Origin of the sequence: Cellulomonas sp. JH27-2, assembly GCF_014837175.1 — a bacterium.
Taxonomy (GTDB): Bacteria; Actinomycetota; Actinomycetes; order Actinomycetales; family Cellulomonadaceae; genus Cellulomonas.
The window spans coordinates 571,796-594,823 of the sequence record NZ_JACYFR010000001.1; the positions used below are offsets into that span (position 1 = coordinate 571,796).

At 71.8% G+C, this 23,028-nt stretch carries 22 protein-coding genes; 6 read left to right on the plus strand and 16 right to left on the minus strand.

Features of this window, described 5'->3' with window-relative positions; genetic code table 11:
- Nucleotides 1-23 precede the first annotated feature (23 nt).
- The 6 genes from IC607_RS02740 to IC607_RS02760 form a co-directional block, all read right to left on the minus strand.
- Entirely contained in the window at nt 24-986 is a 963-nt protein-coding gene (locus IC607_RS02740; RefSeq protein ID WP_370525966.1) for an amino acid ABC transporter permease, read from the minus strand.
- A 4-nt stretch (nt 987-990) separates the two neighbouring features.
- Nucleotides 991-1,920 carry an ABC transporter substrate-binding protein gene (locus IC607_RS02745; protein ID WP_191785444.1) on the minus strand — a complete coding sequence of 310 codons (930 nt, stop codon included), beginning with the start codon at nt 1,918-1,920 and terminating at the stop codon, nt 991-993.
- A 104-nt stretch (nt 1,921-2,024) separates the two neighbouring features.
- Nucleotides 2,025-3,539, minus strand: a complete 1,515-nt coding sequence (locus IC607_RS02750) for an MFS transporter (protein WP_370525967.1) — start codon at nt 3,537-3,539, stop codon at nt 2,025-2,027.
- Complete coding sequence (locus IC607_RS17260) at nt 3,532-3,951, minus strand: MarR family winged helix-turn-helix transcriptional regulator (protein WP_370525968.1); 420 nt, start codon at nt 3,949-3,951, stop codon at nt 3,532-3,534. The genes IC607_RS02750 and IC607_RS17260 overlap by 8 nt, the downstream gene beginning before the upstream one ends.
- A gap of 53 nt (nt 3,952-4,004) precedes the next feature.
- Nucleotides 4,005-4,847, minus strand: coding sequence for a LacI family DNA-binding transcriptional regulator (locus IC607_RS02755; RefSeq protein WP_370525970.1), 843 nt, complete (start codon nt 4,845-4,847; stop codon nt 4,005-4,007).
- Between the two features lie 5 nt (nt 4,848-4,852).
- Complete coding sequence (locus tag IC607_RS02760) at nt 4,853-5,143, minus strand: hypothetical protein (protein WP_191785446.1); 291 nt, start codon at nt 5,141-5,143, stop codon at nt 4,853-4,855.
- A gap of 152 nt (nt 5,144-5,295) precedes the next feature.
- On the opposite strand from IC607_RS02760, the gene IC607_RS02765 reads away from it, so the two are divergent.
- The 3 genes from IC607_RS02765 to IC607_RS02775 all read left to right on the plus strand — a co-directional run bounded on the left by IC607_RS02765 (nt 5,296) and on the right by IC607_RS02775 (nt 8,040).
- Nucleotides 5,296-6,252 (plus strand): helix-turn-helix domain-containing protein, encoded by a 957-nt coding sequence (locus tag IC607_RS02765; protein WP_191785447.1) that lies wholly within the window; start codon nt 5,296-5,298, stop codon nt 6,250-6,252.
- Between the two features lie 85 nt (nt 6,253-6,337).
- Entirely contained in the window at nt 6,338-7,057 is a 720-nt protein-coding gene (locus IC607_RS02770; RefSeq protein WP_225224303.1) for an MBL fold metallo-hydrolase, read from the plus strand.
- A 134-nt stretch (nt 7,058-7,191) separates the two neighbouring features.
- Nucleotides 7,192-8,040 (plus strand): hypothetical protein, encoded by an 849-nt coding sequence (locus IC607_RS02775; RefSeq protein WP_191785449.1) that lies wholly within the window; start codon nt 7,192-7,194, stop codon nt 8,038-8,040.
- 22 nt (nt 8,041-8,062) lie between these two features.
- Here the strand turns inward: IC607_RS02775 and IC607_RS02780 are convergent, their stop codons facing one another.
- The 3 genes from IC607_RS02780 to IC607_RS02790 all read right to left on the minus strand — a co-directional run bounded on the left by IC607_RS02780 (nt 8,063) and on the right by IC607_RS02790 (nt 12,269).
- Nucleotides 8,063-9,058 carry a hypothetical protein gene (locus tag IC607_RS02780; RefSeq protein WP_191785450.1) on the minus strand — a complete coding sequence of 332 codons (996 nt, stop codon included), beginning with the start codon at nt 9,056-9,058 and terminating at the stop codon, nt 8,063-8,065.
- Complete coding sequence (locus IC607_RS02785) at nt 9,052-9,735, minus strand: hypothetical protein (RefSeq protein ID WP_191785451.1); 684 nt, start codon at nt 9,733-9,735, stop codon at nt 9,052-9,054. The genes IC607_RS02780 and IC607_RS02785 overlap by 7 nt, the downstream gene beginning before the upstream one ends.
- 68 nt (nt 9,736-9,803) lie before the next feature.
- Nucleotides 9,804-12,269 (minus strand): glycoside hydrolase family 2 protein, encoded by a 2,466-nt coding sequence (locus IC607_RS02790; RefSeq protein ID WP_191785452.1) that lies wholly within the window; start codon nt 12,267-12,269, stop codon nt 9,804-9,806.
- Between the two features lie 320 nt (nt 12,270-12,589).
- On the opposite strand from IC607_RS02790, the gene IC607_RS02795 reads away from it, so the two are divergent.
- Nucleotides 12,590-13,804 (plus strand): ROK family transcriptional regulator, encoded by a 1,215-nt coding sequence (locus IC607_RS02795; protein ID WP_191785453.1) that lies wholly within the window; start codon nt 12,590-12,592, stop codon nt 13,802-13,804.
- Nucleotides 13,805-13,889: 85 nt separating this feature from the next.
- On the opposite strand, the gene IC607_RS02800 is transcribed toward IC607_RS02795, so the two are convergent.
- The 3 genes from IC607_RS02800 to IC607_RS02810 are packed head-to-tail and all read right to left on the minus strand — an operon-like array spanning nt 13,890 to nt 16,820.
- Nucleotides 13,890-15,062 (minus strand): ABC transporter substrate-binding protein, encoded by a 1,173-nt coding sequence (locus IC607_RS02800; RefSeq protein ID WP_191785454.1) that lies wholly within the window; start codon nt 15,060-15,062, stop codon nt 13,890-13,892.
- A gap of 20 nt (nt 15,063-15,082) precedes the next feature.
- Entirely contained in the window at nt 15,083-15,733 is a 651-nt protein-coding gene (locus IC607_RS02805; RefSeq protein WP_191785455.1) for a flavin reductase family protein, read from the minus strand.
- A complete protein-coding gene (locus IC607_RS02810; RefSeq protein WP_191785456.1) occupies nt 15,726-16,820 on the minus strand; it encodes an urea carboxylase-associated family protein in 1,095 nt (364 codons plus the stop codon). The genes IC607_RS02805 and IC607_RS02810 overlap by 8 nt, the downstream gene beginning before the upstream one ends.
- A 124-nt stretch (nt 16,821-16,944) precedes the next feature.
- Between IC607_RS02810 and IC607_RS02815 the strand changes: the two genes are divergently transcribed.
- Nucleotides 16,945-17,688 carry a GntR family transcriptional regulator gene (locus IC607_RS02815; protein WP_191785457.1) on the plus strand — a complete coding sequence of 248 codons (744 nt, stop codon included), beginning with the start codon at nt 16,945-16,947 and terminating at the stop codon, nt 17,686-17,688.
- A gap of 175 nt (nt 17,689-17,863) precedes the next feature.
- Nucleotides 17,864-18,874, plus strand: coding sequence for a TIGR00341 family protein (locus IC607_RS02820; protein WP_191785458.1), 1,011 nt, complete (start codon nt 17,864-17,866; stop codon nt 18,872-18,874).
- A gap of 36 nt (nt 18,875-18,910) precedes the next feature.
- On the opposite strand, the gene IC607_RS02825 is transcribed toward IC607_RS02820, so the two are convergent.
- The 4 genes from IC607_RS02825 to dnaK form a co-directional block, all read right to left on the minus strand.
- The gene (locus tag IC607_RS02825) at nt 18,911-19,345 is read right to left on the minus strand and encodes a heat shock protein transcriptional repressor HspR (RefSeq protein WP_191785459.1); all 435 of its coding nucleotides are present in this window, start codon (nt 19,343-19,345) and stop codon (nt 18,911-18,913) included.
- A gap of 7 nt (nt 19,346-19,352) precedes the next feature.
- Nucleotides 19,353-20,312, minus strand: coding sequence for a DnaJ C-terminal domain-containing protein (locus tag IC607_RS02830; RefSeq protein ID WP_191785460.1), 960 nt, complete (start codon nt 20,310-20,312; stop codon nt 19,353-19,355).
- 171 nt (nt 20,313-20,483) lie between these two features.
- The gene (locus IC607_RS02835; RefSeq protein ID WP_191785461.1) at nt 20,484-21,086 is read right to left on the minus strand and encodes a nucleotide exchange factor GrpE; all 603 of its coding nucleotides are present in this window, start codon (nt 21,084-21,086) and stop codon (nt 20,484-20,486) included.
- Nucleotides 21,083-22,939 carry a molecular chaperone DnaK gene (dnaK, locus tag IC607_RS02840; RefSeq protein WP_191785462.1) on the minus strand — a complete coding sequence of 619 codons (1,857 nt, stop codon included), beginning with the start codon at nt 22,937-22,939 and terminating at the stop codon, nt 21,083-21,085. Before dnaK ends, IC607_RS02835 begins: the two co-directional genes overlap by 4 nt.
- Between the last annotated feature and the right edge of the window lie 89 nt (nt 22,940-23,028).

Below are 23,028 nucleotides of genomic sequence, written 5' to 3' on the forward strand. Positions count from 1 at the left end.
GGCGGCGTTCGTCGGCACGGCGCTCACGGTGTGACTCCGTCCAGCGGGCTGGGGTCGGCGGTGGTCCTGGCGGCGTTGATCGCGGCTTGCCGGGCGGGTCGCTTCTTCGGGCTGTGCTCGTCGAACCCGCGGCCGTAGTACCGCTCCAGGTAGTACTGCCCGACCATGAGGATGCTGGTGATCACCAGGTACCAGATGGCGGCCACGACGAGCAGGGGAAGCGGCTGGAAGATCCGGTTGCCGATGGCGGCCTGCGCGAAGTTGAGGTCGTAGATGAACGGCACGGCCAGGACCAGCGACGTCGTCTTCAGCATGGAGATGGTCTCGTTGCCGGTGGGAGGGACGATGACACGCATCGCCTGCGGCAGCACGATGCGCCACAGGATGCGCCCCTCCTTCATGCCCAGCGCGCGAGCTGCCTCCGACTGGCCGCGGTCGACGCTCTGCAGGCCGGCGCGCACGATCTCGGCGAGGTAGGCCGCCTCGTTCAGGGCGAGTCCGATGATCGCGGCGCGCAGCGGGTTGAGCAGGTCGGCGGTGTCGACCTGGAAGAACTCTGGGCCGAACGGGACGCCCAGCGACAGGTTCTTGTACAGGACCGACGCGTAGCCCCAGAACGCGAGCTGCGTGTAGATCGGGGTCCCGCGGAAGAACCAGATGTAGACCCACGACACCCAGCGCATCACGGGGTTCGCGGACCGCCGCATCACCGCGAGCAGCACGGCCAGCACGATCGCGATGGCCATCGACGCGACCGTGAGGACCAGTGTCCAGCCCACGCCGCGCATGATCGGCTGGCTGAACAGGTACTTCCCGACCGTCGGCCAGGCGAACTTGTCGTTCGTGATCAGTGCGTTGACGGCCATGGCCGCCAGCACGACGACAACCGCCGCCGAGATCCATCGGCCGGGGTAGCGCACGGGGACCGCGTGGATCCGCTCGGGCTCGGCCGCCGGTCTCCCGGCGGCGGGTGTCGTCGTCGTCACGGCGTCAGGATACGGACGGGTTGAGCTCGGCGGTCTTCACCGCACCGGCGTCGTTGCCCCACGCGGCGAGGATCTTGCCGTAGTCGCCGTCGTCGATGAGCTTCTGCATCGCCTTCTGCACGGCGTCCGTGAGGGCCTGGTCGTCCTTGCTGACGACGATGCCCTGCGGGGCGCTGGCGAACACGTCGCCGAGCTGCTCGAGCTGGCCGCCGGTCTGAGCGATCGCGTAGGCGATGATCGGCGAGTCGGCGTACATCAGGTCGGCCTTGCCGCCGACGAGCGCCGTGGTGACCTCGGACTGCTTGGCGTACTTCAGCGGCGTGATCGCCTTGTCGCCCGCGTCGGTGCACTTCTTGGACAGGCCGTCGAGCTCCTCGTCCTCGACCGTGCCGGTCTGCACGCCCACCGTCAGGCCGCACAGCTTCGAGCCGTCGACCTTGCCCGGGTTGCCCTTCGGCACCGCGAACGCCTCGCCGGCCTCGAAGTACTCGACCATGTTCGCCTGCGTGAGGCGGTCGGGGTTGATCGTGAACGACGAGATGCCCACGTCGTACTTGCTGCCGATGGCCGGGATGATGCCCGTGAAGTCGGCGGTCTGGACGTCGGCCTTCAGGCCCATGACGGCCGCGAGCGCCTTGGCGATGTCGACGTCGTAGCCGACCGCGGTGGTGCCGTCGTCGTCGATGTACTCGGCCGGGGCGTAGGACGTGTCGGAGCCGACCGTCAGCGTGCCGGCGGACTTGATCTTGTCCGGGACCAGCGCGGCGATGGCGTCGTCCTTGGCCACGCTCGACGGGTCGAACGTGGCGGCGGCCGACGACGTGCCGCTCGAGCCGGGCGTCGCGGAGTCGTCGTCACCCGTGCTGCACGCGGCCAGGGCCAGCGTGGTCGTCAGGGCGAGCGCGGTCAGGAGTGCGGGGCGGGACGTGCGCAAGGAATCCTCCTTCACCGCGCCGGGGGCGACGCGGGTCCTGGCAGCCGACTGGCGTCGGGTCTGACGCACCGGGGGTGCGCGAGCCGGAGCGTAGTCGGCCGGTGTTACGTCGTGGTAACCCGATCACGCGCCGGGACGGCGTCGGTCGGGGCGTCGCTGGGCTGGACGCTACCGCCGTCGCGCGGCTCGAGCACCTCGATCTGGTGCAGCACGCTCCCGTGCGTGTCGCCGAGCAGGCGTCGGGCACGACGCGCCGCGAGCACCGCGTGCGTCGCCAGCGCGAGCGTGACGACCGCGCACCCGACCGCGCTGATGACGAACGTGAGCTCGATGCCGTGCCCGGTGGGCCGGCTTCCCGGGCCCAGGTGGGTGGCGATGACGGCGCCCGCGATGGCCGACCCGATCGAGCCGCCGACGGTCCGCAGCACCTGGTTGAACGACACCGCGCTGCCGAGCTCCTGCGCCGCGACGCCGCGCGCGATGAGGCCGGGCATCGCGGCATAGGTGGTGCCGATGCCGACGCCGACCAGCAGCATGCCGATCATCAGGTCCGCGACCTCGTCGTGCGCGACCAGCATGAGCAGGTTGGCACCCGTGGTGAAGGCGGCGCCGATGGGCAGCAGCAGCGTGAACGGTAGCCGGTGCGACAGCGCGCGGGCCGTGCGGCTGGCGAGCTGGCTGCCGACGGACAGCGGGAACATCACGAACCCGGCCCAGAACAGCGGCATGCCGGCGCCGTAGCCGGTGGAGGTGGGCGCCTGCGCGATGAGGCTGATCACCGAGACGCCGATGTACATGGCCGTGCCGATGCTCAGCGCGGTGGCGTTCGCGAGCAGCACGTCGGAGTGGCGCAGCAGGTCCAGGCGGATCAGCGGGTGGTCGGTGCGCAGCTCGCGCCACACCCAGCCCGCGAGCACGACGACGGCGCCGGCCAGGATGCCGAGCGTCGTCGTCGACCCCCAGCCCCAGCGCGACCCCTCGCTGATGCCCAGCAGCAACGCCGCGAGGCCGATGCTCAGCAGGGCGGCGCCGGCGGTGTCGAAGGGAACCCGCAGGCCGTGCTCGTCCGGCCCCTTCGGCACAGCGACGACCACGACGACGATCGCCGAGACCACGAATGCGGCGGCGAACCAGAACGCGTACCGGAAGTCGAACGTCGCCGCGATGATCCCGGTCAGGGGGTAGCCGAGCCCGATGCCCGTCGCGACGGTCACCGAGAGCGACGCGATGCCGGTGCGGACCTTGTCCGCGGGCGCGTAGCGGCGGGCCAGCGCGATGGTCATGGGCGTGATCGCGTAGGACAGGCCCTGCAGGGCGCGGCCGACGACGAGCACGGCGAACGTCGTCGCCGTCGCAGCAAGCACCGACCCGGCCAGGACCACGGCCAGCGTGACGAGCAGGATGCGTCGCTTGTGCGGGCCGTCGCTGAGGCGCCCCAGGACGGGCGTCGCGATGGCACCGACCAGCAGGTTGATCGTCAGCGTCCACTGCGCCGTGCTGACCGTGACGTCGAACTCACGGGCCAGCGTCGGGACCAGCAGGAGGCCCAGCGAGCTGATGATCGCGGCGGCCAGCGCGGTGTAGACGAGCGCGGGGATCAGGCGATTGCGCTCAGCCACGGTAGGTCCCCAGCTTGCGCAGCACCGGGATCGCGGCGGCGATGACCGCGCGCTCGTCGTCGTCCAGCGCGTCCGTGAGCACCGACGTGAGCCAGCCGCCCGTCGCGTGCCGGTCCGCGTCGAGCGCGGCGCGGCCATCGTCCGTGATCCGGACCAGGCGGCGGCGGCCGTCGTGCGGGTCCTGCTCGCGCGCGACCATTCCACGCGCCTCCAGCTCCGCGACGATCGCGGCCATGGACTGGGGGGTGATGCCCTCGGCGGCGGCCAGCTCCGAGGAGGTCGTCGGGCCGCCCGCGACCAGCGTGTTCAGCGCGCGGGTCTGGCCGACGGGCAGAGTCTTCTCGGCGACGAGCCGCCGGTAGACGGGCCCGAGCGCGGCGCGCAGGTCGAAGGCGATCTCGGAGACGGTCACGCGGCAAAACTATACAGTTCGGCTGATGAGTCTCCCTGACGACCTCGCGCCGGTCACGCCGGGCGGGCCGTCGACGCGCGCGCCGACAGTCGCTGCATCGTCGCCTGGTGGGCGCGGACGGGCCCGTCGGCCAGCGTGTTGAGGACGCACGTGCCCACCTGCTGACCCATGCCGTGCACGTCGAGCGTCATGGCCGACAGCGGCGGGTTGGACAGCCGGCACAGCGCGGAGTCGTCCCATGCGAGCAGCGACAGGCGCGCCGGCACCTCGATGCCCATCTCGGCGGCGACCGCGAGCGCCGCGAGCGCCATGACGTCGTTGTCGAAGACGATGGCCGACGGCGCACCCCGCCGGCCCAGCAGCAGCCGCGCGGCCGCCTTCCCGGAGTCCTCGGTGTAGTCGCCCTCGACGATCACGCCCTCGACGCCCGTCGCCGCGCAGCGCTCCAGGAACGCGTCGTTCCGCCAGCGCGTGTGCAGCAGCGCCTTCGGGCCGCTCACACGCGCGAGGCGGTCGTGCCCCAACCCCACCAGGTAGTCGACCGTGTCGCGGCTCACCTGCGCGTCGTCGATCCAGACGTTGGAGAACACCATGCCGGTGCGGGGTCCACCGACGACCACCGCGGGGATGCCCAGCTCGGCGAGCACCGGGATGCGCGGGTCGTCGTCCACGACGTTCACGACGACGACCGCGTCGACCATCTGACCGGCGGCCCACCGGCGGTAGGCCGCGATCTCCGCGTCCAGCGTCGGGACCACGTGCAGCAGCAGCGACCGGTCGTCGGTGGCCAGGACCTCCTCGATGCCGGCGATGAGCTCGCCGAAGAACGGCTCGTGGCCGAGCATCCGCGCTGGCCTCGCCAGGACGAGGCCCACGGCATCGGATCGGTGCGTCACGCCGGTCAGCCTAGCCGCGGCGCTCCTGGTCGGGCCGTCCGCGGCGCGGCCCGGCGGGCCGACGACGCGGCGCGGGACCGGGCCGCGCCGTCGGGCACCCGGGCGGCGGTGTCGACCTGGCGGGCGGCCGTCGCGGCGTCGTCGAGCGCCGCCCGACGAGCATCGGCGTCCCGCTCGTCGAGCACACGCCGCAGACGCGGCGGGGCGACCGGGTCCCAGCGGGTCGTGCGCAGTGCGAGCACGACGAACGGAGACGCGATGATGAGGGCTGCGAGGACTGTCACGAAGGCTTCCATGCGTCCAGCCTGGGTCGTCCGGCCGCGCTCGACGAGTGGCAGGAATGACCGCCTACGTCAATATGCCGCCAATGGATGACCGCATCGGCACGAGGTCGCCCAGTGGCAGTCGAGGCATTGACCATCGAGATCCCGCCACCTACCGTGGCGGGATGCTGCGCAGTGTGGGTGCCCTGGTGATCGACGGCCTGTCGATGTTCGAGTTCGGTGTGGTGTGCGAGGTGTTCGGCATCGACCGCACCGAGGAAGGCGTGCCGCTGATCGACTTCCGGGTCGTCGGCACGCGTCCGGGCCAGGCGGTCCGGGCCGCCTCCGGCATCGGCATCACGGCACCGTTCGGCCTCGACGCGCTCGCGGACGTCGACCTCGTCGCCGTCCCCGCCACCACCATCCGCGACGAGTACGACCCCGCGATCCTCGATGCGATCCGCGCCGCCCACGCCCGCGGTGCCACGATCGTCTCGGTCTGCTCCGGCGTGTTCGTCCTGGCGGCGGCCGGAATCCTCGGCGGGCGCGCCGTGACGACCCACTGGCGGCACGCCGACGAGCTCGCCGCACGCTACCCGGAGCTCAGTGTCAACCCGGACGTGCTGTTCGTCGACGAGGGCGACATCGTGACGAGCGCCGGCACCGCGGCCGGCATCGACGCGTGCCTGCACATCGTGCGCCGCGAGCTCGGCAGCCAGATCGCCACGACCATCGCCCGCCGCATGGTGGTGCCGCCGCAGCGCGACGGCGGCCAGCGCCAGTACATCCCGCAGCCGGTGCCGGAGTGCACGGACGACTCGCTGCGCCACGTCCTGGACTGGGTGCTGGAGCGGCTGGCCGACGACCACACGGTCGACTCGCTCGCGGCCCGGGCGCTCATGTCCTCGCGGACGTTCGCGCGCCGGTTCGCCGCGGAGACGGGCACGACGCCGATGCGGTGGCTCACGTCGCAGCGGATCCTGCGGGCCCAGCACCTGCTCGAGGACAGCGACCTGGACGTCGAGGAGGTGGCGCGGGCCTGCGGATTCGGGTCCGCGGCGCTGCTGCGCCACCACTTCCGCGCGTCGGTGGGCGTCGCGCCCGGCGACTACCGCGCCACGTTCCGCGCCCGCGTCGCCTGACAGCCCACACAGGCCGGGCCGAGGACGAACCGTGCGGGCGCTCGAGCCGGTTGCCGACGGGGTGCTCGTCGCTACGAGCCGGACCATGTCGACGACGTCGACGGTGGTGGTCCACGACGAGCGCGCGCTGCTCGTCGACCCGGCGTGGCAGCCCGACGAGCTGGCGGGCTTGGCCGCCGAGCTGGCCGGGCGTCGCTGGACCGTCGTCGCGGGGTTCGCGACGCACGCTCACCACGACCACCTGCTGTGGCACCCGGGCTTCGGCGGGGCGCCACGGTTCGCGTCCCCGCGGACGGCCCGGCTGGCGGCCGACGACCGCGCCACGCTCGTCGCCGAGCTCGGCGACTTCCCGGAGGACCTCGTCGACCTGGTGGGCCGCGTGTCCCCGGTCGACACCATCCCGCCCGAGCACCTGCCGGGGATCGACGTGGAGCTCGTCGTGCACGACGCCCACGCGCCGGGCCACACCGCGCTGTGGCTGCCGCGGTCGCGCGTGCTCGTCGTCGGCGACATGCTCAGCGACCTCGAGCTCCCGCTGCCGTTCGACCCCGACGACCTGCCCGCGTACCTCGCCGGGCTGGACACCCTGGCGCCGTACGTCGCGCGGGCCGCGGTCCTGGTCCCGGGCCACGGCACGCCGACGCGCGACCCCATGGCCCGCCTGGAGGCCGACCGCCGCTACCTGTCCGCTGTCGCCGCAGGCCGCACCCCGTCCGATCCACGCCTGTCGACACCGGACATGCAGGAGACTCACCGCCGGATCGTCGCCATGGCCTCACCGAGCTCGACATCGTCCACGCCCTGACCCCCGCCAACCGTGAACGATGTCGATCTCGACGGCTCAGTTCCGACGCGGTGAACTCGACTTTCGCCGCGGTTCGCGGCGGGAGTCCGCGGCCAACCTCGAGCTGGGGTCGGTCGCGCACGTAGGGTGCCGGTATGGCTGACGACGCGTTCGACTTCGTTCCGCTCGGTGCTGCGCCGCGGCCCGACGACGGTGAAGAGCTGGCGCGGCGGGTGCGGAGCGCGCTCCTGGACCAGGCGGCCGGGGTCACCGACGCGTCCCCCGTTCGCGTCGCCGCGACCCTCGACGGCGCCGCGGTCCCGACGCTCGACGTCGACCTCACCGGCGTCGTCGTCGCCGGAGCCCGTAAGACCCCGCCTCCCCCGGCACCCGTCACCGCACGGTCCAGCGAGGCCGGGATCGTCGGACGGCTCCGCGTCGACGCGCACCCCGTGACGATCGAGGGGGTGCGGGTCGACCTGCAGGCCGAGGCCGAGAACCTGTCGTTCTCCTGGGTCGAAGGGGTCGACGGGTCGTTGGCCGCCCAGCTCGTCGAGCCGACCGAGCAGGACCGCGTCGTGGGGCAGGTGCGCGTCGCGGCGGCGCGCGACGAGATCGTCGCTGCTGTGCAGCGGGTCGCAGCCGACCTGGCCAAGGCACAGGGCGTGACGCTGTCGCGGCTCGACGTCGACCTCGTCTCTCGCGGGCCGCGAGCGGCGTCCGTGGCCGTGCGGGCCCAGATCCGCAAGGGGTTCCTGTCCGCGACGGCGGAGGGCGGAGCCACGGCGACCGTCGGGACCGACCTGGTGCTGACCGTCAGCGACGTGTCCGTGACCAGCGGCAACCCACTCGTCGCCGGGATGCTCGCCGTCGCGAGCGGGAGGATCAAGGCCTACGAGGGGCGGCGCATCGACCTGGGCGCGCAGCTGCCTCCCGGCGTGCGGCTCGTCGACGTCGGGCTCGACGTGGGAGACGAGGTCGTCCTCACCGCCCGTACCGGCTGACGGTCAGGGCCAAGCGCGCCGATCAGGGATTGACGACGCTCTGGATCTCCGCGACGGCGATCTGGGCATCGGCGGTCACCGTCTGAGCGGGAAGGTCGGTCCGGGCCGCGCTCTGCGACGACACCCAGCCCGCCGTCCACGTCGACGTCGCCATCATGGTCGTGGTCGGCAGGGCGTCGGACGCCCCTGCCAGGTAGGCCGTGGACCGGTCGAACGACAGGCACGCCGTGTCGGCGGCCGGCGCGGGATACGTCACGCCCTCGCACGGCACGCTCGTCGCATCGTCGGCCGTCACCGCGACATCGGTCCGGTCCGCGTCGACACGGGCCCACGTCCCACCCGGGATCGAGGCGGTGACCTCGATATGCCTCGACGCGTCCTCGAGCCACACACCGGTCTGCTTGCCGACGATCGTCCCCCCGAACCCTTTGACCTTGGGGTTCCAGTCGAGCTTGCCCGGGGGCAGGAGCTCCTTCATCGAGTCGTAGGCAGCCTTGGCGAGCACCTCGGGGTCCACCAGGATCGCTGCCGCCGGCGGGTCGTCGTTCGCGTCTACCCAGACGTAGGCGTTCGCGATCTGGTACGCCAGCGTGATGTCGCCCGGGGTGTCCAGCTGGCACATCGGGCCGTACCAGTGCCCGCCGTCGTCGTCCTTGTGATCTTCCATCGCCTTGGGCAGGTGGCCGCCGTACGCGTAGTCGTCCATCGTGTCGGCCTCGCGTGCGGGCCCACCCGGCTTCCAATAGTCCCAGAACTCCTTGCCGGACATTCCTGGGGTCAGCCAGCACTGCGGGCGAACCGTGACGCCGCCCGGCACGCTGTCGGTGAACGTGTGCCCGCCCGAGGTGGTGCCTGTGGAGGTGATCGTGACGCTGATCGACCCGCCGCCGGCGGAAGGATCGACGTCGTTGTTCCCCGCAAAGCCTCCATCGGCCGACGCGGGCGTAGCAACGACGACGCCAGCGACGCCCACCAGGGCGCCGCACAGCAGCAGGGCGGGGATGCGACTCCTCAGCACGACCCCTCCGTCTCGATCTTGTAGATGCGCCAGAAGCCGTTGGCAGGACCCGGCGTCACTGTCACCTTCTGGCGTCGCGGCCCGAACCCGGCCTCCTTCGGCGTGTACGTACCGCTGGGATCCTTGAAGGTGGCCTGGTCGAAGTTGTCGCAGACGGTTGCGGTCGCGCTTCTGCCGTTCTTCGCGATCGCGACATCCGAGATGGTCACGTGGACCGTCCCGCCGATGTCGGCCTTGTTCTTCGCGTTGGCGGCCGCGATCTTCTTCAGCGAGGTCGCCGCATCGGTCCCGTACAGCTCGGAGACCCCAGGGCTGACCTTGTTGGTGGTCAGCGTGCGCCAGTACTCGGTCTCGTAGCGGGCCAACGAGTTGTAGGCGTCGGCAGCGGCGCCTGTCAGGCCAGGGACGTCGGCGAACACGATTCCGAGCTTCGGGTCCGAGAGGTCCTGGGCGCCGCGCTGTGCGGGCGCCCCCGACGATGTGGCCGTGGTGGGCGTCGCTGCCGGCGTCGCGCCCTGGGTGGGCGTGGCGGCCGCGGAGGTCGCTTTCGTCGGCAGGACGCTCGGCCCGACGTCGGCCTTGCTGGCCGCCGAGCACGACGCGAGCGCGAGCGCGCACATGCCGGACAGCGCGACAACACCTGCCCGCCGCATCTGCACCTCCGTGGTGTCCACCATGTCTGCGGCCCACGGTACCGACCATTCCGGGAGGAATGCACGCCGGGACCCAGCGCCGCAGCGGGTGATCACACGGGCCGCAGCGCGCCCACCAGGTCGTTCGCGGTGCGCAGCACCGGCCGCTCGGCGAGCGCCTCGGCCAGCCCACGGACCGCGGTGCGCACGTGCAGCCGCGCCGATGCACCGGCCGGCAGGGTGACGAGCGCGTCGCTGACCTGCGCCGCCGGGTCGAGCCGGTCGACGTGGAGCGTGAGGTCGCGGACCAGCGAGCGCGCGACGACGGTCACGACGTACCCGTCGGCGACCGCCTCGACCGAGGCGTCGAACGGCGCGGGCTCCACGTGCAGGTCGACGTCCTCCACGAACGCGTGCACGGTCCGCACGTCGCCCAGCTCGGCGACGAGCACCTCGTCGGCCGCGTCGACCGGCACCGCCACCTCGTCGGGCAGCGCCACGAGCGCGACCGCACGCGCACCGGCGGACGCGTCCAGCGACGCCGACGCGAGCACCGTCCCGTCCAGCCGCTCGCGCCGCACCTCGACCGTCCCGGTCCACGGCAGCGCGGTGTCGTTGACCGCCGCGACCACCAGCCCGGACGGCCGGGACTGCACGGTCAGGAGCCGGTCGGCGTACGCCGCGCGCAGAGCCCACCACAGCGGCTTGGGCCGCTCGTCGCCGTCGACCGCCGCCCACGACGTCACGGGCCAGCAGTCGTTGAGCTGCCACACGATCGACCCGGCCGTGCGCGGCCACCAGGAGCGGTAGTGCGTGATGGCGGAGGAGACCGCGCGCGCCTGGTTGAGCTGCGTGGCCCAGTGCCAGTCGGTGAAGTCGTCGGGCACGCCCAGGTGCGGCTCGAGTCCGCGGTCGAGCTTGCCGTTGCCGTCGTCGGCCTTCTGGTGCAGGAGCCAGACGGCGTCGTCCTTGGCCAGCGGCGCGCCGTCGGCGTTGCGGACCGCACGCTCGAGCGTCGCCCACGTGGGGGGACCCTGGAACCCGAACTCGCTGCTGAAGCGCGGGACGTCGTCGCGGTAGTGCGTGTAGTCGATGCGGTTCCACACCTCCCACTGGTGGTGGGTGCCGTGGTCGGGGTCGTTGGGGTGCACGACCTGCGGGTCCTGGCGCGGCGAGAACGGGCTGCCAGCGGAGTACGGCGTGGCCGGCGAGAGCTCGGCGACGATCGACGGGAACAGGTCGTAGTAGTAGCCCGCGCCCCAGGTCAGGTCGCCCAGTTCGTCCTTCCAGCCCCAGTCCTCGTGGCCCCAGATGTTCTCGTTGCCGCCGTTCCACAGCACCAGGGACGCATGCGACGCGAGCCGCGTGACGTTCTCGCGGGCCTCGGCCTCGAGCTCGCTGCGCAGCGGCTCCTCCTCCGGGTAGGCGAAGCACGCGAGCAGGAAGTCCTGCCACACCATGACGCCGCGCTCGTCGCACACGTCGTAGAAGTCGTCGGACTCGTAGATGCCGCCGCCCCACACGCGCAGCAGGTTGAGGTTGGCGTCGAGCGCCTGGTCGACACGGCGCGCCAGGCGCTCGCGCGTGATGCGGGTCAGGAGGTGGTCGTCGGGGATCCAGTTCGCGCCCTTGACGAACACGGGCTGCCCATTGACCACGAACGTGAAGGCGGTGCCGTGCTCGTCGTCGGACGTGTCCACCTCGACGGTCCGCAGGCCGATGCGGCGCTGCCACTCGTCCAGACCGTCGAGCTCGACGCGCAGGTCGTACAGCGGGTGGTCGCCGTAGCCGTGCGGCCACCAGAGCTTCGGGTCGTCGACGACGACGGACAGGACGACGGACGACGCAGCTGCCGGCACCTCGCCGCGGACGTGCTGGTCGCCGACGCTGACGGTGACGGGCAGCGCGGCCGCGTCCTCCAGACCCGACCGCTCCACGTCCACGTGCACGGACACCGTCGCGGCACCGTCGATCGTCACGACTGGCCGCACCGAGGCGAGCCTGGCCGTGCGCCAACGCTCCAGGCGGACCGGCTTCCAGATCCCGGCCGTCTGCAGGTCCGGCCCCCAGTCCCAGCCGAAGCTGCACGCCATCTTGCGGACCATGTTGAGGGGGTGGGCGTACGCGCCGGGCCGGGCGCCGAGACGCTCGCGCTCGGCCTCGGCGGTCTCGAGCGCGGACCGGAACAGGACCGTCAGGGCCTGCTCCGCTCCCGTCACCAGCGACCGAACGTCGAACCGGTAGCCGCGGTGCATGTTGGCCGTGCTGCCGATCAGCGCGCCGTCCAGGCTGATCTCGGCGACGGTGTCCAGGCCGTCGAAGACCAGGTCGACGCGCTCGTCGTCGGCCGCGGGCTGGGCTGCGAACGTCGTCGCGTAGAGCCACTGCGCGCGGTGCGCCCAGACCAGCTCGTTCTCACCCAGGTCGACGTACGGGTCCTCGATGAGCCCGGCGGCGAGCAGGTCGGTGTGCGCGGTGCCGGGCACCTGGGCGTCGATCGTGCGACCGGCGACGTGGTCGGGCACGGGGCCGCCGGCCGCACGCAGGGTCCAGCCGTCGTGCAGGGTGGTGCGGTTCATGGTCACAGCTCCGTTGCGCGTGAGGTGGCCCGGCCGCGAGCCCGTCGTCGACATCATCGTCAGTCGTTGTCGGCAGCCAGTCAGCAGGTAGGGACCGAGTCGGTCCCGACCCCTACCGGCATTCTTAGATCGGTGGCTAAAGTTAGTCAACTCTTCGGTGGCATCCCGGGCGATCGGTTGCGCACCGGCTACCGTGAGCAGCACCGGGTGCGACGCCGGACCCGGACGCTCACGCAGGTCACCGGCACGGGCGTGGACATGGGCAGCACTGGCAGGGCCAGGCCGACGACGTCGTCGTCGGCCTCGACGTAGGAGGACCGATGAGCTCCGGACCGGCACCGGTCACCCACGCGACATCGAGCGCGGCCGTGCTCGACGTGATCAGAGGCGCCGGCATCATCAGCCGCGTCGACCTCACGCGCGCCACCGGCCTGACGGGCGCCACCATCTCGACCGTCGTGCGCCGCCTCATCGACAACGGCCTGGTGCTCGAGACGGGGCGCGCCGAGTCGACCGGCGGCAAGCCGGCGGTGCTGCTGTCCCTCGACCCCGACGCGCGCTACGCCGTGGGCGTGCACCTCGACCATGCGGGCATCACCTACGTCCTGGCCAACCTGGGCGGGGCCATCGTCGGGCGTTGGCGGCGCCCCGGCGCCGGCACGGACGCACCCGACGTGGTCGTCGCGCGGATCGCCGCCGAGGTCACGACCCTCGTCGCGCAGACGGGCGTCGATCCGGACCGCATCGTCGGGTTGGGCGTCGTGTCACCCGGACCATTGACGGGCTCCGCGGGCATGAGCCTGACGCCGCCCGTCATGCAGGCATGGACCGACTTCCCGGTCCCCGAGGCGCTGGGTGCCGCCACCGGCATGCCCGTCATGCTCGAGAACGACGCGACCGCGGCGGCCGTCGGCGAGTACTGGGCCACGTCCCACGAGGCCAGCGCCTGCTTCGCGACCCTCTACATGGGCACGGGCATCGGTGCGGGGATCATGGCGAACGGCGACATCTTCCGCGGCGCGAGCGGCAACACCGGCGAGATCGGGCACATCTGCGTCGACATCGACGGACCGGCGTGCTGGTGCGGGGGGCAGGGCTGCATCGAAGCGCTGGCGGGCCCAGCGGCCTCCGTCGCAGCAGCCCGCGACGCCGGCGTCGACCTGCCGGGGATCGGCACGGCCGAGGACTTCGCCGCCCTCACGCGTGCTGCCCTGGCCGGCCCCGGACCGGCCGCGGACATCGTCGCGCGATCCGCCCGGTACGTCGCACTGGCCGCGCAGGCGCTCGCCAACATCCTGGACCTCGACCGCGTGGTGCTCACCGGCCCGTCGTTCGCCTACGCCGCCTCGCTGTACGTCCCGGCCGTCCGCGCCCAGCTCGACCGTGCCTTCTTCTCCCGCAGCAGCCACCCCATCGACGTCGTCATCTCGGCCCACGCCGCGGAGGCAGCGGCCGTCGGGGGTGCGGCGCTGGTCCTGCAGAGCGAGCTGGCCCCGCGCGCCTCGTCGGCCCGCGTCCCGTCGCGCGCCCGCTGACCGCAGGCACCGAGACAGGCGTCTGGCGGCGAGACAGACCTTTGCAGAGGTCTGTCTCGCCGCCAACGGTCTGTCTCGGTGAGGGTCAGCTCCCCAGGCCGATGGACGGGTCCAGGAAGTCGTTGGTGAACAGGTCGGTCGCCTTCAGGCCCGCGGCCGGCGCCGTGCCGTTCTTGGTCAGGATCGGCGTGGTGATGTCGAGGATCTTCTGCACGCGTGCCTCGTCGAAGTCGCCGAGCTCGTCGTTCGTCCCGTTGCTCACCAGACCCAGCGAGACCTGCTCCTTGGCCGAGCTGGCCGCCTCCCCCGCCGGGTAGACCCAACCCGTGTTGTACTCCTCGACGGCCTTGACGATCAGGGCGTTGGCGGCCGTCGGGTCGGCGAAGAAGTCGGCCGTCGACTGCTGCACCACGGGGATCAGCTTCTTCAGGCACGCAGACTGCTTGCTGACGTCGTCGGACCGCACGGACAGCGCGACGGCGTACAGCGGGTAACCCGTGTCGGCGATGAGCTGGTAGTCGACCGGCTTGCCCCACTCCTTGATCTCGTTCTGGTAGACGTACGGCTCAACGGTGGCGAAGCCCTGCTGCCCGTCCTTGCCCTTCGCGGCGACGAAGTTGGCGGGCGTGCCGTCGTAGCCGCCGTCGGTGTGGTCCTTGCGCAGCTGACCGGACCCGACGAGGTAGTCCATCCACGTGGCGCCGTTGAAGTACCGCACCACGGCGTCGGTCTTGCCCAGGTCGGCGATGGTCTTCACGTCGGGGTACGTCGCCGGGTCCCACATCACCATCCACGGCGCCTTCTCGAACGTCGCGAAGACGGCCGTCGTCGGCATGGCCTGCGAGTTCTGGATCGCCTCATCGGTGTTCACCCAGCCCAGCAGGATGTCCTTGTCCGTGTACATCTGCGCCGGGACGGCCGTGTAGCCGATGGCCGGGCCGCCCGCGCGAATCTCGACGTTCACGCCGGTGGGCTGCCCCTTCGAGTACAGCGAGCCGCTGATCGTCTTCTGCTGCGCGTCGATCTTCGCGTCCGGGCCGAGGAGCTCGAACAGCCCGCCCTGCTCCGACTGCGGGTTCCAGTCGGTCTGGACGACGACGGTCGCGGGGCAGACGTCGGCGAGGTTCACCGACCCGGCGGCGGCGGCCGTGGTGCCGGAGGCGGCGGGCTCTGCGGCGTCGCCGCTCGAGCAGGCGGCGAGTGCGAGGCTGAGGGCGGCGGCCGCGGCAGCGCCGGCGGCGAGGCGTCGGGTGGTCATGGTGGTCTCCTTGGTGGGGGTCACAGCTGGTCGATGTCGGTGGCGGCGACGGGCGCGCCGTCGGGTGCCTCCGCGAGGGAGAAGCGGTCGGAGGTGGACACGTAGAAGCTGGCGCCGAAGCGTCCGACGGGGTGGAAGTCGGCCAGCGTCACGCGCCAGCGGTCGGTGTCGACGAGCCCGGGGGCGGCGTGCAGGTGGTGGATCCGGCCCAGGTAGATCTGCCGGCTGGTGGTGAGGATGCGTTCGTGCACCGTGCACTCGAAGGCGACGGGCGCCTCGGCGATGCGCGGCGGCCGGACCCGGTGGGACGGGACGGCCGTCAGGCCGACCTCCGCGAGCTCGTCGACGTGCGGGGGGAACCGCTCGCCCGTGCGGTGCATCTGCGCGGCGATGCTCTCGTCGGGGATGTGGACCACGAACTCGCCGTTGGCGTCGAGGTTCGCGGCGGTGTCCTTCTGCGTGCCGTCGTCGAGCCGGTTGACGCTGATCATGAGCAGCGGCGGGTCCTCGCCCACCATCCCGAACATGCTGAACGGCGCCGCGTTGACCTCGCCCGACGGGCTGACCGTGGTGACCAGGGCGATGGGCCGCGGCACGATGAGGCTGGCCATGAGCTTGTAGCGCTCGTAGGCGGGCAGCGCGTCGAAGTCGATGTCGAGCCCGTCAGCCATGGGTCGCCACCCACCAGGTGAGCAGCACGTCGCGCAGCGCGGTGCCGTCGTCCTTCGCGGTCTCGGCGTGCCGCAACCCGTCGAGCAGCGCCGCGTGCTCGTCGTCGAGCTCGACCTTCACGTCCACCAGCCGCACGGGCGTGCGCGCGAATGCCGGCACGTAGTCCGGGTCCCGGCGCAGGGCCCGCTCCGCGCGGATCGCGGGCTGGCGGAAGTCCGCCGGCGTGCGCTGCGTGTCGTACGCGAGCAGGGGCGGGACGACGGCGACGTCGGCGGTGCTCGCCGCGTACGTCCGCACCAGCACCGGGTCGAGCGAGAAGTTGCTGGTACCCATCACGTCGTTGCCGCACACGTTGGGCACCGCGAGGGTGTCGACGAGGGCCAGCAGCTCGACGTGGTCGCCGGGACTCGTCTGCTGGCGCAGGATCTCCGGCATCCCCGCGTCGGTGACGCGCGTGGCCATGAAGAGGTTGAACGAGTCGTGCACGTCGTCGGGCGTCAGGCCGTACTCGCGCTGCGCCTCGGCCTGGATGTCCGCACAGTTGGTGTGGTCGGCGAAGCCGTGCATCGACTCGTACATGTTGGCGCTGCAGCGCGGGAAGAGGGTGTCGTTGATGCCGGCCGTGTCCGTGAGCAGGTACATCAGGGCGCGCTCGCGCGGCGGGGCCGACCACAGGAAGTCGCCCGCCGTCGGGTTGACGCCGTGCAGCGTGCGGGTGCGGCCCACGTGCATGAACTCGCGGTAGTCGTGCAGGTTGAAGACGTTGAGGTCGACGCACTGGTCGCCGTCGATCTGCTCGACGCGCAGGATCTGACCCGCGCGGACCTCGAACGCCTTGCCGGTGCCGGGCGCCAGGACCGCCTCGGCCAGGAGCGTGCGCTCGTAGGCCGGCGCGTCGACGATCGCGTCCTGCCACGCCCACGGGCGTCCGGCGGGACGCGGGTGCGGCCGCGGCCGGACGCCGGCGGCGAGCTCGCGCAGGGCGAGCAGGACGAGCGCGGCGGCGTCGTCGGCCTCCCCTGCCGCGACGGAGGCGTCGACGAGCTCCTGCTGCTGCTCGGTGAGTGCGATGGTGGTGATCGGCATGGGATCCTCGGCTTTCGGTATACGAACTAACGCTAGTTCGCATACCAACACCCGTGGGTTGCGTATCCTTTAAACCTGGGTTTCCGATCCGTTTCGCGCACGACGGCAGGTATACGGTGACGCCATGCACGCCACCGACCCCGCTCCCGGCACCGTCGCCGGGGTCGCACCCACGCCCGTCGAGACCGCCCCTCAGCGCCCCGCCGACCGGGCAGACGCCGCGTTCCGGAGCCTGCGCTCCGCGATCGTCGAAGCCGCGCTCCCGCCCGGGACCCGCCTGCCCGAGGACGTGCTCGCCCAGCAGTACGGCGTCAGCCGGACGCTGATCCGCGGGACGCTCGCCCGCCTCACGACGGCGGGGCTCGTCGAGGTCGGCAAGGCCAAGTCGGCGCTCGTCGCCAACCCGTCGCTCACCGAGGCCCGCGAGACGTTCGAGGTCCGCCGGTGCCTCGAGCGCGAGGCGGTCCGGCTCATTGCCACCGGCCCGGGGGCCGCCGTCCGGGCCCCGCTCGACGCGCACGTCGCGCAGGAGGCCGCAGCCGCCGACTCCGGCGGCCAGGTGTCGGGGCGGCTCGGCGCCGAGTTCCACATCCTGCTCGGCGAGCTGAGCGGCAACGCGCTGCTCGAGCGCTACCTGGGCGAGGTCGTCTGGCGGTGCGCGCTCATCCTGGCCGTGCACGGCCGCAACCACGACCAGCACCGCTCCGTCGACGAGCACCGCGAGCTCGTCGACCTCCTGGCCACCGGTCGGGCCGACGACGCCGAGGCCCTCGTCGCGCGGCACGTCACGGCCGTCGAGGAACGCGCCCTCTCGACCGCGGCACCTGACGCACCGCTCGACCTGGTCACGATCCTGCGCCGCTACTGACCGGTCGCCGGCACCACACCCCACGTCGAGACCGACGTTTGCGGGCGAGACAGACGTCTGCAGAGGTCTGTCTCGCCGTGAAGTGCCTGTCTCGACAGGTGCCCTCGCACGTTGCGGCGGGTTCGGCGGGCGTGGCGCTCGCACCGCGAGGGCTTCCGCTGGGATCCTCACGCACATGGCGAAGCACCCCCTCCAGGCCGTCCTCCCGGACCGGCAACGGCGCACGCTCGACGAGCTGACGGCCGACCTCGACCTGTCCCACGGCGACCGGCAGTCGAAGCGGTCGGCGTTCTGGACGATGCTCGTGCTGTCGGCGGTCATCGCGAGCGCGGGCGTGCTGTCCGACTCCACCGCGACCGTCATCGGCGCCATGATCATCGCGCCCCTGTCGACGCCGATCATGGGCGTCGCCCTCGGGCTCGCGAAGGGCAGCCGCACTGCGATCCTGAGCGCCGCACGCTTCGTCGTGCTCGGCGCGCTGCTGGTCATCGCCGTCGGGGTCGTGTTCTCGCTCGTCATCCCCAGCACCACCAACCTGCTCACCAACAGCCAGATCTCCGGGCGCACGTCGCCCGGGCTGCTCGACCTCGTCGCCGCGATCGCCACCGGCTTCGCGGGTGCGATCGCGCTGGCACGACGAGACGTCGCGGCGGTGCTGCCGGGCGTCGCGATCGCCATCTCGCTGGTCCCGCCGCTGGCCGTCGTCGGCATCTGCTTCGGGCAGGGAGCGTTCGGGCTCGGCTTCGGCGCGCTGACGCTGTTCCTGTCCAACTTCCTGGCGCTGGTGCTGGCGGGCACCTTGGTCTATGCGACCACGGGCTACACCGCCGAGGCCGAGGAGCGTCGCGACGGTCCTCGGCGCCGCACCTACCTGACGATCGGGATCCTGTTCACGCTCGTCGCGCTGCCGCTGGTGCTCAACACGGTCGGGAACTACGTGCTCGCGCTCTACACGAACCGGGTGCAGGCGGCGGCCGACGCATGGGTGTCCCAGGTCCCGGGGGCGGAGATCACCGGCGTCACCCTGCAGGGCGACACCATCCACATCGAGGTCCGGACGCCCGGCGACCTTCCCGCCGGCGACGACCTGCTCACCGCGCTCGACGGCCGCGTACCGTCCGGCATCGGCGTCGTGGTCGACAGCTCGCGGGGCGAGAGCGTCGACGTCGGCGTCGTCGGGAGCTGAGCCCACCCTCGCGCTCCCCTGGCTCCCTCGCGGAGGTCAGCGCGGGGCGGACGGGCGCCAGAGGACGACCGCGCCGGCCTGGCCGATGGCGCGCGGCTGGCGCGGAGCCTGCGGCGCGCGGGCCGTGCGGCGGGTCGCGACGACGTCGCCGCGCGGGTCGGCCGTGAAGACGCGCCGCCCCGGGTCGACGAAAGCGCGCAGGTAACCCACCTGCGCCTGCAGCCGCTCGACGTCCGCCTCCAGGTCGAGGATGCGCTTGATGCCGGCCAGGTTGATGCCCTCGTCGTGCGAGAGGCGCTGCACCTCGCGCAGCGTCGCGACGTCGCGCAACGAGTACCGCCGGCCGCGGCCGGCGGTGCGCGAGGGCACCACCAGGCCGAGCCGGTCGTACTGGCGCAGCGTCTGCGGGTGCATGCCCGCCAGCTGGGCCGCGGCCGAGATGAGGAAACGCGGGGTGTCGTCGGGCGCCATCAGCCGCTCACATCTTCGCCAGGTCCATGAGCCCGGCCCGCACGTCCTCCCCCGACGTCGCAATGCCGAACGCCTGGACGGCCTCGCGCGCGGCGTCGGTCAGGCGCTGCGGGACGACGACCTGCACGGTGACGAGCAGGTCGCCCTTGCCGCCGATGCCGCGGCCCTTGACGCGCAGCCCGCGGCCGGACGGTGTCCCGGCGGGAACCTTGAGCCGCACGGTGGACCCGTCCAGCGTGGGCACCTCGATGGTGGCGCCGAGCGCCGCCTCGTCGAACGCGACGGGTGCCGTCAGGCGCAGGTTCATGCCGTCCGCGGTGAACACGGGGTGCGGTGTGACGTGCACGGTGACGACGAGGTCACCGGCGGGGGCACCGGGCTCGCCGGCGCGACCCTTGCCGCGCAGACGGATCTTCTGCCCGTCGCGCACGCCCGCCGGGATGCGGGCATTGACCGTGCGGCCCTCGACGGACAGGGAGACGGGCGCGCCCTCCGCGATGTCGCGGAACGGGAGCGTGACGCTGGCCGAAAGATCGGCGCCGGCCTGCGGGGCGCGCTGGAAGCCGCCCTGCTGCCCACCGAACATGCCGCCCAGCAGGTCCTCGAACGTCGCGCCGCCGGCGCGGTACTGCTGGCCGCGCGTGCTCTGCCCGAACATGCCGCCGAACATGTCCTCGAAGCCCGCGCCGCCGCCGGCGCCGCCACGGCCACCGGCCTGGAAGCGGGCGCCGCCGGTCATGGCGCGCAGCTGGTCGTACTGCTGACGCTGCTCGGGGTCGGAGAGCACCGCGTAGGCCTCGCCGACCTCCTTGAACTCGGCCTCCGCCTTCGCGTCGCCGGGGTTGTGGTCGGGGTGCTTGGTGCGGGCGAGCTTGCGGTAGGCCTTCTTGATGGTCGCGGCGTCGGCGTCCTTGGCCACGCCCAGCACCTTGTAGAAGTCCTTCTCGATCCAGTCCTGCCCGGTCACCTAGCCTCCTTCGTTTCCTTCGTCGTCCCCATCCCGCAACGTCCGAACCTTCGGTCGCTATGACGACCAGTTGCTCGGACGCTAGCGGTGTCCCGCTGTTGATTCCCCGCAACGTCCGAGCCTTCGGTCGCTATGACGACCAGTTGCTCGGACGTTGCGGGGATTGCACCTCTACTCCGGGTCGACGACCGCGACGCGGGCCGGGCGCAGCACCCGGTCGGCGAAGCGGTAGCCCGGCTGCAGCACGTTCTGCACCGTGGTCTCGGTGACCTCGGCACTGTGCCCGTGCATGAGCGCCTCGTGCACGGCCGGGTCGAACGCCTCGCCGGCCGCACCGTAACGCTCGACGCCGAGCCGCTCGAGCGTGGACTCGAGCTTCTCCGCGATCGACGCGAACGGGCCGGTGAGGTCACCGTGCTGGCGGGCCAGCTCGATGTCGTCGAGCACCGGGATCAGCGCCTCCGCCACCGAGGCCGCTCCCCGCCCGTGGGCGGCGAGCGTCTCGGCCTTGGACCGCTTCACGTACGCCGAGTACTGCTGCTCGAGGTTGTAGTGCGCCGCGTTGGCGCGCTGCACCTCCTCGAGCCGCTCGGCCGCGAGCTTCTGGGCCTCGACGAGACCCTCGAGCACGACGGCCTCCTCGGCCTCGGCTGCGACGGACTGCGCCGCCGCGAGCACCTCCTCCTCGGGCGTGCGCACCTCCCCCGTCTCCGGGTCGAGGCGACGCTTGTCCGTGGAGCGTGGCTCCTCGTTCGGCTCGTTGGCCTCGGTCACTTGGTCTCCTCGTCGTCCACGATCTCGGCGTCGACCACGTCCTCGTCGTCCGCGGCGGCCGAGGCGGGGGCCTCGTCGGCCGGGGCGGCGTCAGCCGAACCCTGGTTGGCGTAGATGGCCTCGCCGATCTTCTGCGCGGCCGTCGACAGGGCGGCCGTCTTGGCCTTGACCTCGTCGGCGTCCGTGCCCTCGAGCGCCACCTTCAGCTCGCCGACCGCGGCCTGGACCTCGGTCTTGACGTCCTCGGGCAGCTTGTCGGCGTTGTCGACCAGCAGCTTCTCGGTCGAGTAGACGAGCTGCTCGGCGGAGTTGCGGGTCTCGGCCTCCTCGCGGCGCGCCTTGTCCTCGGCCGCGTGCTCCTCGGCCTCCTTGACCATGCGGTCGATGTCCTCCTTGGGGAGGGCCGAGCCGCCGGTGATCGTCATCGACTGCTCCTTGCCTGTGCCGCGGTCCTTGGCGGACACGTGCACGATGCCGTTCGCGTCGATGTCGAACGTGACCTCGATCTGCGGCAGGCCGCGCGGAGCCGGCGCGATGCCGGTCAGCTCGAACGTGCCGAGCGGCTTGTTGTCCCGCGCGAATTCACGCTCGCCCTGGAACACCTGGATCAGCACGGACGGCTGGTTGTCCTCGGCCGTCGAGAAGATCTCGCTGCGCTTCGTCGGGATGGCCGTGTTGCGCTCGATGAGCTTGGTCATCACGCCGCCCTTGGTCTCGATGCCGAGGCTCAGCGGGGTGACGTCGATGAGCAGGACGTCCTTGCGGTCGCCCTTCATGACGCCGGCCTGCAGTGCGGCACCCACGGCGACGACCTCGTCGGGGTTGACGCCCTTGTTGGGCTCGCGACCGCCGGTGAGCTCGGTGACGACCTCGGTGACGGCGGGCATGCGGGTCGACCCGCCGACGAGGACCACGTGGTCGATGTCCGCGAGCTTGATGCCCGCGTCGCGGATGACGGCATTGAACGGCGCCTTGGTCCGGTCGATGAGGTCCTGCGTCATCTGCTGGAACTGCGCGCGCGTGAGCTTGCTGTCCAGGTGGATGGGGCCGTTCTCGCTCATGCCCAGGTACTGCAGCGAGATGTTGGTCGACGTCGAGGAGGAGAGCTCCTTCTTCGCCTGCTCGGCGGCCTCGCGCAGACGCTGCAGCGCGACCTTGTCCTTGGACAGGTCCTGCCCGTAGTTGTTCTTCACCTCGGCGACCAGGAAGTCGACGACGCGCTGGTCCCAGTCATCGCCGCCCAGGCGGTTGTCGCCGGACGTCGCGCGGACCTCGATCGTCGAGAAGCCGTCGTCGTCCTTGCCCACCTCGAGCAGGGACACGTCGAACGTTCCACCACCCAGGTCGAAGACGAGGATGAGCTCGTCCTCCTTGCCCTTCTCCAGGCCGTAGGCCAGGGCGGCAGCGGTGGGCTCGTTGATGATGCGCAGGACGTTGAGGCCCGCGATGGTGCCCGCGTCCTTGGTGGCCTGGCGCTCGGCGTCGTTGAAGTACGCCGGGACGGTGATGACGGCCTCGGTGACGGGCTCGCCCAGGTAGGCCTCCGCGTCACGCTTCAGCTTGGAGAGCACCCGCGCGCTGATCTCCTGCGCGGTGTACTTCTTGTCGTCGATCTCGGTGGTCCAGTCCGTGCCCATGTGGCGCTTGACGGACGTGATGGTCCGGTCGACGTTGGTGACGGCCTGGCGCTTGGCGATCTCGCCGACGAGCACCTCGCCCGTCTTGGAGAACGCCACGACCGACGGCGTCGTGCGCGACCCCTCGGCGTTGGCGATGACCGTCGGCTCGCCGCCTTCGAGGACGGCGACCACGGAGTTGGTGGTGCCCAGGTCGATGCCGACTGCTCGTGCCATGTGTGGATCCTTCTTTCGTTCCGGTGCTCGTGGACGCTCTTGAGTCCGCTGCGCTCAACCTTGCACCCGCCTCTGACACGATGCAAGCC

Excerpts from the sequence above, each read along its gene's own strand:
- IC607_RS02760 (WP_191785446.1), bottom strand. The coding sequence starts at position 5,143 with ATGGAAGCCTTCGTGACAGTCCTCGCAGCCCTCATCATCGCGTCTCCG.
- IC607_RS02765 (WP_191785447.1), top strand. The coding sequence starts at position 5,296 with ATGCTGCGCAGTGTGGGTGCCCTGGTGATCGACGGCCTGTCGATGTTC.
- IC607_RS02770 (WP_225224303.1), top strand. The coding sequence starts at position 6,338 with ATGTCGACGACGTCGACGGTGGTGGTCCACGACGAGCGCGCGCTGCTC.
- IC607_RS02775 (WP_191785449.1), top strand. The coding sequence starts at position 7,192 with ATGGCTGACGACGCGTTCGACTTCGTTCCGCTCGGTGCTGCGCCGCGG.
- IC607_RS02785 (WP_191785451.1), bottom strand. The coding sequence starts at position 9,735 with ATGGTGGACACCACGGAGGTGCAGATGCGGCGGGCAGGTGTTGTCGCG.
- IC607_RS02790 (WP_191785452.1), bottom strand. The coding sequence starts at position 12,269 with ATGAACCGCACCACCCTGCACGACGGCTGGACCCTGCGTGCGGCCGGC.
- IC607_RS02795 (WP_191785453.1), top strand. The coding sequence starts at position 12,590 with ATGAGCTCCGGACCGGCACCGGTCACCCACGCGACATCGAGCGCGGCC.
- IC607_RS02800 (WP_191785454.1), bottom strand. The coding sequence starts at position 15,062 with ATGACCACCCGACGCCTCGCCGCCGGCGCTGCCGCGGCCGCCGCCCTC.
- IC607_RS02805 (WP_191785455.1), bottom strand. The coding sequence starts at position 15,733 with ATGGCTGACGGGCTCGACATCGACTTCGACGCGCTGCCCGCCTACGAG.
- IC607_RS02810 (WP_191785456.1), bottom strand. The coding sequence starts at position 16,820 with ATGCCGATCACCACCATCGCACTCACCGAGCAGCAGCAGGAGCTCGTC.
- IC607_RS02815 (WP_191785457.1), top strand. The coding sequence starts at position 16,945 with ATGCACGCCACCGACCCCGCTCCCGGCACCGTCGCCGGGGTCGCACCC.
- IC607_RS02820 (WP_191785458.1), top strand. The coding sequence starts at position 17,864 with ATGGCGAAGCACCCCCTCCAGGCCGTCCTCCCGGACCGGCAACGGCGC.
- IC607_RS02825 (WP_191785459.1), bottom strand. The coding sequence starts at position 19,345 with ATGGCGCCCGACGACACCCCGCGTTTCCTCATCTCGGCCGCGGCCCAG.
- dnaK (WP_191785462.1), bottom strand. The coding sequence starts at position 22,939 with ATGGCACGAGCAGTCGGCATCGACCTGGGCACCACCAACTCCGTGGTC.